Below are 9,395 nucleotides of genomic sequence, written 5' to 3' on the forward strand. Positions count from 1 at the left end.
GTTAAAACGGCACGAGAAGAAATTACAGCAAGATTTAAATTTTTAAAATTGCTTATATTTCCTTGATTGTTTAAGACTGCTGTACCTAGATTTTCAAAATTTTCAATAATGTTTGTATTTGTTAAATTTAATTTTTTTGCATTTGGAGTGTTTCTTAACAACTGTATTGTTCCAGAATTTTGAAATAAGTCTATTTGTCCTTTATCTCTATTCACAAATGAATTTATAGTCCCTTTTTGAATTAATTTATTAATATTTCCAGAATTAGTTAGTTTATTTATAGTGTTATTTTGCGAATTTTCAAATGTGTTTATAATACCTTTATTTTCAAATATACCACTTATATTTCCATTCGCATTATTAGAAAAGTTTTTAATAGTTCTGCCTGTATCATTGATAAAATTGCCTTCTATCTTTCCTGTATTGCTAAAAGTACTGATAGTACCTTTGTTTGTTAGAGTTGATTTGAAAGCACCTGAATTGTTTAAAGTATTTATAGTACCTTTGTTTTCAAAGGTATTTATGTCTTTGTTATTGTAAAATTTTTCAATGGTTTTTTGGTTATTATTAACTAGGGTATTAATAGTACCAAGATTATTTAAACTATTAATAGTGCCATCATTAAGAATATTTTGTAAGTTTCCTTTAGAATTGCTGAATGATTGAATATTGCCTTGATTTTTTACTATTCCTTCTATATTTCCTGTGTTGTTAAAACTTTTTATAGAAGATGATCCTAAAATATCAAGCTTTGTTTTAATATTTCCAGAATTAGTTACATTTTGTGCTTTTTTGATGATGACTCCATCTGAAGAATTATTTGATGAAATCACTCCTTGTTGCTGATTTTCAAATTTATTTCCTTCAAAATTCAAAGAAGAACTTAAAGTCAGATTTTTAGAATTAGTTAAAGTATCTAAAATCTTTCCATTTCTTCCTGAATAAATCATAGCATTTGAATTAGAAAGAGAATCAATAGTGCCAAAATTGTTGAGTGCTACTCGACCTGAGTTAGAAAAAGAATTAACATTGGCATTATTTGCGTTAATAAAACTTTGTAAAGAACCTGAATTATCTACACTACCAATTTTATTAATATTATTTAAAGTAGTTCGTATATTTCCTTTATTAGTCAGTTTTGAATTTGTGTCTGTTGAATCAATATCTACATTTTTACTACTCGTTAAAGTGCTACCTGATTCAAAAATCGAATTGCCTTGAAGTGTTAATTCGGTATTTTCAAGATTCACAGCTTTATTATCTTTTACTACGATTTTGCCTATTTTTCCTTTTTTATTCACTTCTCCGTCTACATAGAGTGTGGAATTTGATTTTTGAATCAATTCGTTTATAGTCTGGGTATTTTTTATACCACCTTGTATAGTCCCTTCATTTTCTATTCTCAAAATAGAGTTATTATTTGTATTATCAATAAAACCTTGTATTTGTCCTGAATTGGCTATAAATAAATTACCTCCTATATTTTTAATACTCGTTTTTGCTCCTCTATTTTGTTGGTTTGAGTTTTTAGAATATCCTATGTTAGCTTGTGGCCCGATTGAAAGATTTAAGGTTGTATTTTTCATGACATTGATAAGTCCCATCTGATTTACAGGTAAAGGAAAAACTTGATTGCCTTGAGCAACAATTGCATCATAAATACGAGTCGTTATTGTTAAAGAATTTATACTGTTTAATGCTATGTAAGGCTGAGACGCTTGCCCATAAGAAAACACTCCATTTGGATCATGAACAGTACAATTTGAAACAGGAATACTATAGCCATTAGCATTAAATTTCTCACACGAATATCCTGTCAGCTCGGCTTTAAGAGGGGAAGAAACTAAAAAAAGAAAAAACAATAATCTCGTAAAAGCTGTCGCAAAAACACAATTTTTATATAAAAACATGATACCCCCCCCCATTTCTTTAAAATTTTCTATATTCTCATCACAAGCTCTTTTTTAAAAATGTTTATTTTTTAATTTAATAAAAAATAAACATTAAACAATAAATTTTTAATATTAATCAAAATAATAGTAAATATATTATTAATAATTTATTAAAAATAAAGAATTTTTTATATATTTTTTTAAAAATATTTATTATTTATTTATTTTTGTAGAAATAATATTAAGAATTAGCGAGAAACTAAAAGGAAATAAAAAACAGTAGGTTATTATAAATCTATATCTTATAAGTTAAAAACTTATAACTTGTATCGATATAAATTTCAAATTTTTCTGTTGTAGTAATTTATTTAAAAATTATTTATTAAATATTTTTCAATTCAGTCAAGATAAATAATGATAAGAAAAACGAAAAGGTAAGTATAAAAAAATCGATCAAATTATTATTACACAATTTATAAAAACTGCTTCTAAAACTCTTTTGATACATTATCCTGCTTTTTACCTCTATTTTTAATACAAAAAATAACAGTTTAATTTTTATTCATTTCATTAATCACACCAAAAGCATTTAAACTTCTTGGATAACCAACAAAAGGCAAAATTTGAGTAAGAGCGCTAATGAGAACTTTTCTGTCATTACCACTTGCAAAATTTCCTAAAGTGTGGGCTTTAAGTTGTGATTCGCACCCACCAAGAGAGGCTAAAAAAATAAAAGTTAGTAACTCTCTAGTTTTCAAATCAAGCCCTTTTCTTGTATAATAATCTCCAAAACAATTTGCACTTAAAAATTCTCTTATATGTTTCATATCATCTGGGGTATTTTGATTGCCTTGCAAAATACTTTCACCAAAAAACTTTATTTGGATTTTTAAACCCTCTTCATAACGATTTTGTTTTGTGGTTGTCCCTGTTTTTGGCAAAGGCAAACTCACACCTTGATTTTTCAAAACCTCGTTTAAAGCTCCAAAAAAATCATAAACTTTCGCAAAACCTACATAAGGCACACTTTGATATAAAAGCTCTTTTAAAGCCACAGCTTCCACCCCAAATGCTAAAGCCTCTTTGCATTGTATTTTAAAAAGCTCTTGGCTTTGCACTGCAATTAAAGCCGCAATCTTAACTAAAAAAGTAGTTTGAGTATCTAAAATATTATGTTTACTCACCTCATCATTGATAAAATTTGTAAAAAGTTCTTCAAATTCGCCATCTTGTTCTAGGTGATTATAATTTGCTTCATAGGCTTGAAGAGCTCCTTGAGAGAGCGCTAGAGCTGCCAAGGTTAAAGAATTTTTGAAAAACTTTCTACGATTTGCCATTTTTTACTCCTTTGTTTTCTTCTACTGCTAAAATAATTGTATGCAAATTTTCATAAAGAATTTTTAAAATTTATACCCTGCTTCAAGCCAGAATTGTCGTCCTGCTTCATACACAGCCACAGCCGTACTTGTTCCTGCTCTACTCAAACTTGTCATATTTTTTCTGTTGAGTATATTGTAAATATCTACATTCATAAAAAATATATTTTTCTTACCAAACTCAAAACCTACTCTCATATCCCAAGAAAACGCTCCTTTAATCTTTGCTTTGACATACTGATTCCCATCAAAATTTGAATCATATCTGCTATCATTCTTGCTCAACTGAATCATTCTCTCATAACTTGCACGGTAACGCAAGAAGTTGTTTAACAGCCATCGAATACCTTGCGTAGTAAAAGTATGAATTGTATTCAATCTCAAAGTATAAGGACGGTTATAATTTTCCGTAGGTCTTTCTCTATATCGTATCACTTTACCATCATAGAGTATTTCCTCATTGTCATAATACAGTTCATCTGCTGCAAAGAGATTGTAACTTCGTTTTACATCGCTAAGATCAAAACTCAATAAATAATAATGCTTTATCCCAAAACTTTCTATTGCTTGTGAATTGCTTAACATCAAAGTTGTTATATGGCTTTGAGAGCTGCCATCATTGGTATAAAAATTATAAGAACTTGAATAATTATCCAAAGCCGGTGCATTATTTGGAGTTCTTCGTCTCCTTATAATTTCATCTTTACCTTGTCTGTAAATATGTTTAAGAGTCACATTAAAAAGCCAAATATTTTGATTAAAACCTAAAACAAACTCATCATCATAAGGCACATCAAGCTCGCTGAATTTAAATCCAGAGCTTCTCTTAATATCACTTAACACCCATTGTGAATCAATAGAAGTTCTATTATACTGGCTTGTAGCTGCTACTATACTATCATAGAGTCTGTATGAGAAGAGATTGCGTCCATAATACCTATTAATGCCTGAAATCAAAGAACTTGCATAAGTTTGCCAAGGGGCTGTATAATTTATACTTAGTCTTGGAGCGAGAGTCTTTTTACGCATATAATCATCTCCATCAAGTCGAATTCCAAATCTTGTATGAAGAATTCCAAATTGATTCAAATCCCACTTAATATCATCTTCAAGGTACGTTCCATAAGATAAAGTATCAAAACCTACTTTCCCCGCTTTAATCACATTGATTCTTTTTATAAACTGTCCGTTAAAATTATTTGAAGTTACAGCCGTAGAACAAAGCGAAAGACCAAAAATATCGCCTTGGCAAGGAACACCTTGAAGATCTCCAACAAGTCCTTGTGAGCTTGATCCACCGCTATAATAATAGTCTTTTAAAATTTCCCTTGCAACATTTTGATAATTAATTTCAAAACCTAGTCTGAATGTATGAGAACTTTGCTGCAAAGAAAAAGTGTTAAAAATCATATCTGATTTATAATTGAATGTATTTTGATTGCGATCAATATCACTCACACCTCCTTCACTAGCATAGAGATTGGGATCTCTCCCTGAAACTGCCCAATTTTTATCATCTTGTGAATACCTCCAAAAAAGCCTATAATTTTTTTCAGATCTTCTTGAACTTGCAATAGAAGAATAACCTAAGGTATTTGTCCAAAACCCAAATGCATTTTCCCAAGATCCCTTAATACCACTCTGCAACCCTCCGCTCTTCATAGTATAGAAACTGTCTTTAGCAATATTATTAAAATAGCTATTGTTTTGAGGCATATAAGCCAAATTTGTTTCTAGATTAAAATTCTCTGTTGGGTAATAATAAGCTTTTAGATAATAATTATCACTAATTCTCTTTTGTTTGTGCATTGAGTTTCGTTGTGTGCCTTGAGTGTTTCTTCTAAAAACATCAGAATACGCTCGAAGAGGGATAAAGGAACGGGTAGTAGAAAAAGATCCAATCAATCCTAAATTCTCTCTAAGATAACCTTCAAAGCTCGCTTTAACAAGATGTTTTGAAAACAAAGGCTGATTGTTTTCATCAGAACTGTTAAGAAATGTCTCATACAAACTCTCATCAATATGAAACCTCGTAAGCTTATCTGATGTGTATTGATAACTGATTCTTCCGTGGAATCCATCGCTTCTAGGCTCTTTAAGAGTAGCTTCAATCACACCGCCGGTAAATCCGCCATAAGCTGCGCCTATATTAGAATCTTGCAAACTAAGAGATTTTAAAAGGGAAGTATCTATATGAAAGCCTTGACTTTTATTTCCTCTTAAACCTTGAGAAGCCCCACCCATACCTGCAACACCGCCTCCTATAGGATCTAAATCATTGTTAATATTAAATCCATCTAAATTAAAATTATTTTGGTAAAAAAGCCCTCCACTTACAGAAATATTTGCAGGATCAATCTCTCCTTGTACATTGCTTATAAATTGAGTGTTGTCAAATTGCACATTAGGCATTATTTTAAAGGCAGAACCTATATCGCCATTTCCTGAAGGAAGAGACTCTAAAAGAAAAGAGGGCAAGTTAAAACCGCTTTGATAAACACTTTTTTGACTTGTATATCGCAACAGAGAAGCTGGAAGTTCAATATCTTTTGCCAGAACTAGATTGAGAAAAAATACAACAAGAAATACAATTTTCATTTAAAACCTTATAAAGAATTTTTATTATTAAATAGTGATAATTGTTATTAATAATAAATGAAATAATTGATAACAAAAAAATTTTAAAATTAAATTAAATTTTTATTTATAATAAATAAAAACTTGGGATTATGAAAGGCTTTATTTTTTTACATTGTGAAAATCTCAACAGACAATAGCTGTTTGTAAAAAATCTCATTGTGTAGAACATCAAAAAATATAAAAAATTGTTTTATAGCAAAAGCAGTATAAGAATTCGAGGAGTTTCACTCTAGCACTTTGTTTTGATTAAACAAAATACTAAAGCGAATTTGAACTTCTCATAATATTTAAAGAATTGCGAAAATGTAGCTCAAGTTTTCTGTATAATTTTAAAAACTCAACTCAAGTAGAATATAAATGCTAGCAAAACTACAACAAAAACATTTTATATAAATGAAATGCAAAAAAGGCTCGTATTAAGCACAAATGTAAATGTATTTGAACTTCACTACAAGCCAAATAAAAAAGGCATTTAAGAATCTGCTAAAGTACTCATATCGATAACAAAACGAAAATCAGCCTCTCCTCTAGCCACTTTCTTATAGGCTTCATCCAAGCTCTGTATAGGAATGATTTGTACTTTAGGATAAATCTTATTTTTAACCGAATATTCAAGCATTTCTTGTGTCTCCTTGATACCTCCGATTAAAGAAGGATATATTCTTTTATTTTGAAAATTCCAAATGAAACTTTGAGAATCTATACTAGGGGCTTCTTGGGGGCTTGGAAGACCTACTATGGCCATTTCACCACCAAATCGAAGCATTCTATGGTAATCTTGTATATTATAATGATAAGGAATAGTTGAAATAATAAAAGAAAATTCATTTCGTATATTTTTAAATTCCTCACTTGCAACATTGACGAACTTTTTAGCCCCAAGTGCCATTACAGCTTTGCTTTTATCTAAAATATCAAAACACGTTACTTCAGCTCCTAAAGCCACTAAATACTGCAAAGCCATATGCCCCAAACCACCAACTCCAGTAACAGCAACCTTATCTCCTTTTGCAACTTTGCTAAATCTGATTGGACTATAAGTAGTAATGCCTGCACAAAGCAAAGGAGCAAGTTTTTCAATTTGAGCATTTTTCGGTACTTTAATTACAAAATTTTCATTCACAACGATATTATTTGAGTAGCCCCCATATGTTATTTCACCATTATGAAAAACATCTTTACTATTGTAAGTAAAGACAGTTTTCGCATTGACACAGTACTGCTCTCTACTCTCCTTGCAAGCTTCACAAACTCCACACGAATTGACCATACAACCAACTCCTGCAAAGTCTCCAACTCGAAATTTGCGTACTTTTTTACCAATAGCTACAACTGTACCTGCAATTTCGTGTCCGGGTACCATAGGATAGTTTGCCTTACCGTGTTCGCCTCTAACTGCGTGCAAGTCGCTATGACAAATACCTGCATACAAAATCTTGATTAAAACATCATTTTCACCCAAAGGATGTCTTGTAAAAGAAAAAGGTTTAAATTTCCACTCTTTTGAATGAGCTGCATATCCTAAAGATGGGATTGGCTCTCCTTCTTTGAAAAAACTTGCTGATTTAACAGACTGATTTGAAGGTGTTTGAGCAAAAAGAGAACTTGCAAATCCGACAGTCGCTAAGGCTCCTGTAAATTTTGCAGAGTTTTTTAAAAAAATTCTTCGTTTATTCATTAGTATCATCTCCTCTTATTCTTGTATTTCTTGCAAAGCTTGTTTGTATTCCTCATCACTCACAAGCTCAAGCCACTCTACATTCTTTCCATCTTTAAAACCTTGAAGTGCTAAATGTGCTCCTTTTGAATGTGTCGCTCCGTGAAAATGCTTTACACCCGGAGGACAAGAAATCACATCACCCTTTTTAGCTATACTAGCTTTTTGTCCTTGTACTTTAGCAAGAATTTCACCTTCAGTAACTATAAGAGTTTGCCCTTGAGGATGTGTATGCCATCCGCTCCTTGCTTGTGGGCTAAATTCAACTAAGGCTACATTAAAATCTCTCCATTCATTCCTTTCAACAAGCAAAGAAACCTTAACTTTACCGCTAAAATTCTCAGCACTACCTGAAAAATTTTGAAAAGAATCGGCTTTTTGTATTTGTTGAATTTGTTTTTCTGAAGCATTGCTTGAGCAAAGCAATACAAAACTCAAAAACAGAAACTTCATAAAGAAATTAAACATTTTTTTCCTTTCGTTTAATAATATAACTTGCAATTATAAAACTTTCACCTAGTCTTTCAAGACTATAAATTGTTTTGCAAAATTGATGGCTTAATAAAAACTCAACAGAAAAATTTTAATATATTATTAAAAATTCAAAGTAACAATATAATAAAAGAAATTTAAGAATTTTTTGTATTTTTTGAATTAAATTTAAATTTTTGAGTTACAATGCTCAATGTTATAATATATTTAAAGAACAAGGATCAACAATATGAGTAGTCTTAAAATCAAACTCTCTTTAATAGCAAGTGCTATATCAATAGTAGCATTGCTTTGCCTAGGCATCATTAGTTTTTATTTCAATAAAAATGCTTTATTTTCGCAAGTTGTTTCTGCAGAAAAAAGTTATGTTGAAAATGGAAAAGACGCTATAGAGCTTTTTATCGAAAAAAATGTCAAAAGTCTTGAAAAATTGAACGAAAGCATTTCTTCTGCTCAATACAATTCTCAAAAAGAATTTGAAGATTTTCTTAGTATGACATTCAAGGATTTCAAAGATGGGGGAGGTTTTATGGCAGTGTACATAGGATTTCCAAATGGCGATAAACTCTCTAGCGACATTGATAGCGACAAAAAAAAGTTAAGGACAGTTCGTAGCGGTCCTAATATAGACAATTACGACTCAAGAACTAGAGATTGGTATAATTCTGCTTTAAAAACGAAAGAAGTTTATATTTCTCCTATTTATACCGATTCAGCAACAAAAGAACTCGTATTCACTTTTTCCAAAGCTTTTTATAAAGACGGAAAATTAATAGGTGTTATAGCTGTTGATGAACCACTAACAGAGCTACAAGACACCTATGACCGACTTCCGGGTAGAGTTTTTGCCTTTGATAAAGACAATAGTATTGTAGTTTCATCAGACCATAGTTTTAAAGGAAAAGATCCTAATATCCTAATTTTAAAAGAAGAATATTCAAAGGTAAAAGAAAATGAATTGTTCTATTACACAAGAAACGATGGAATTGAAAGATTTGCTATATGTGCTCCAGCATCTGATTATACAACTTGTATAGCTGAAGATATAAAAATTATTAATGACCCGGTACTAAAAATAGCTTATATACAAACTGTAGCGGTAATAATAATTATAGCTTTAAGTATTATCTTGCTCTATTTTATTATTTCTCATTTCATCTCTCCTTTAGTTGCTATACAAAAAGGTCTCAATTCTTTCTTTGACTTTATCAATCACAAAACAAAAAACATTACAACAATCGATGTAAAAAGCAATGATGAATTTGGACAAATCTCTAA

At 30.5% G+C, this 9,395-nt stretch carries 6 protein-coding genes; 1 reads left to right on the forward strand and 5 read right to left on the reverse strand.

The window, feature by feature from the left end:
* The 5 genes from OQH62_RS07955 to OQH62_RS07975 form a co-directional block, all read right to left on the reverse strand.
* On the reverse strand, positions 1–1,925 hold a 1,925-nt coding region (locus OQH62_RS07955), incomplete at its 3' end, for a hypothetical protein (RefSeq protein WP_266015966.1).
* Positions 1,926–2,443: 518 nt separating this feature from the next.
* Positions 2,444–3,229: a carboxymuconolactone decarboxylase family protein gene (locus OQH62_RS07960; protein WP_266015967.1), complete on the reverse strand. Its 786-nt coding sequence runs from the start codon at positions 3,227–3,229 to the stop codon at positions 2,444–2,446.
* Positions 3,230–3,292: 63 nt separating this feature from the next.
* Positions 3,293–5,866, reverse strand: coding sequence for a TonB-dependent receptor (locus OQH62_RS07965; protein WP_266015968.1), 2,574 nt, complete (start codon positions 5,864–5,866; stop codon positions 3,293–3,295).
* A 514-nt stretch (positions 5,867–6,380) separates the two neighbouring features.
* Positions 6,381–7,586 (reverse strand): NAD(P)-dependent alcohol dehydrogenase, encoded by a 1,206-nt coding sequence (locus tag OQH62_RS07970; protein WP_266015969.1) that lies wholly within the window; start codon positions 7,584–7,586, stop codon positions 6,381–6,383.
* Positions 7,587–7,601: 15 nt separating this feature from the next.
* Positions 7,602–8,093 (reverse strand): cupin domain-containing protein, encoded by a 492-nt coding sequence (locus OQH62_RS07975; RefSeq protein ID WP_323053644.1) that lies wholly within the window; start codon positions 8,091–8,093, stop codon positions 7,602–7,604.
* Between the two features lie 253 nt (positions 8,094–8,346).
* Here OQH62_RS07975 and OQH62_RS07980 point away from each other — a divergent pair.
* The coding region (locus OQH62_RS07980; RefSeq protein WP_266015970.1) for a cache domain-containing protein at positions 8,347–9,395 on the forward strand (1,049 nt) is incomplete at its 3' end.

The organism is Campylobacter sp. MIT 21-1684, from assembly GCF_026241315.1.
Taxonomy (GTDB): Bacteria; Campylobacterota; Campylobacteria; order Campylobacterales; family Campylobacteraceae; genus Campylobacter_D.

Excerpts from the sequence above, each read along its gene's own strand:
- OQH62_RS07960 (WP_266015967.1), bottom strand. The coding sequence starts at position 3,229 with ATGGCAAATCGTAGAAAGTTTTTCAAAAATTCTTTAACCTTGGCAGCT.
- OQH62_RS07965 (WP_266015968.1), bottom strand. The coding sequence starts at position 5,866 with ATGAAAATTGTATTTCTTGTTGTATTTTTTCTCAATCTAGTTCTGGCA.
- OQH62_RS07970 (WP_266015969.1), bottom strand. The coding sequence starts at position 7,586 with ATGAATAAACGAAGAATTTTTTTAAAAAACTCTGCAAAATTTACAGGA.
- OQH62_RS07975 (WP_323053644.1), bottom strand. The coding sequence starts at position 8,093 with ATGTTTAATTTCTTTATGAAGTTTCTGTTTTTGAGTTTTGTATTGCTT.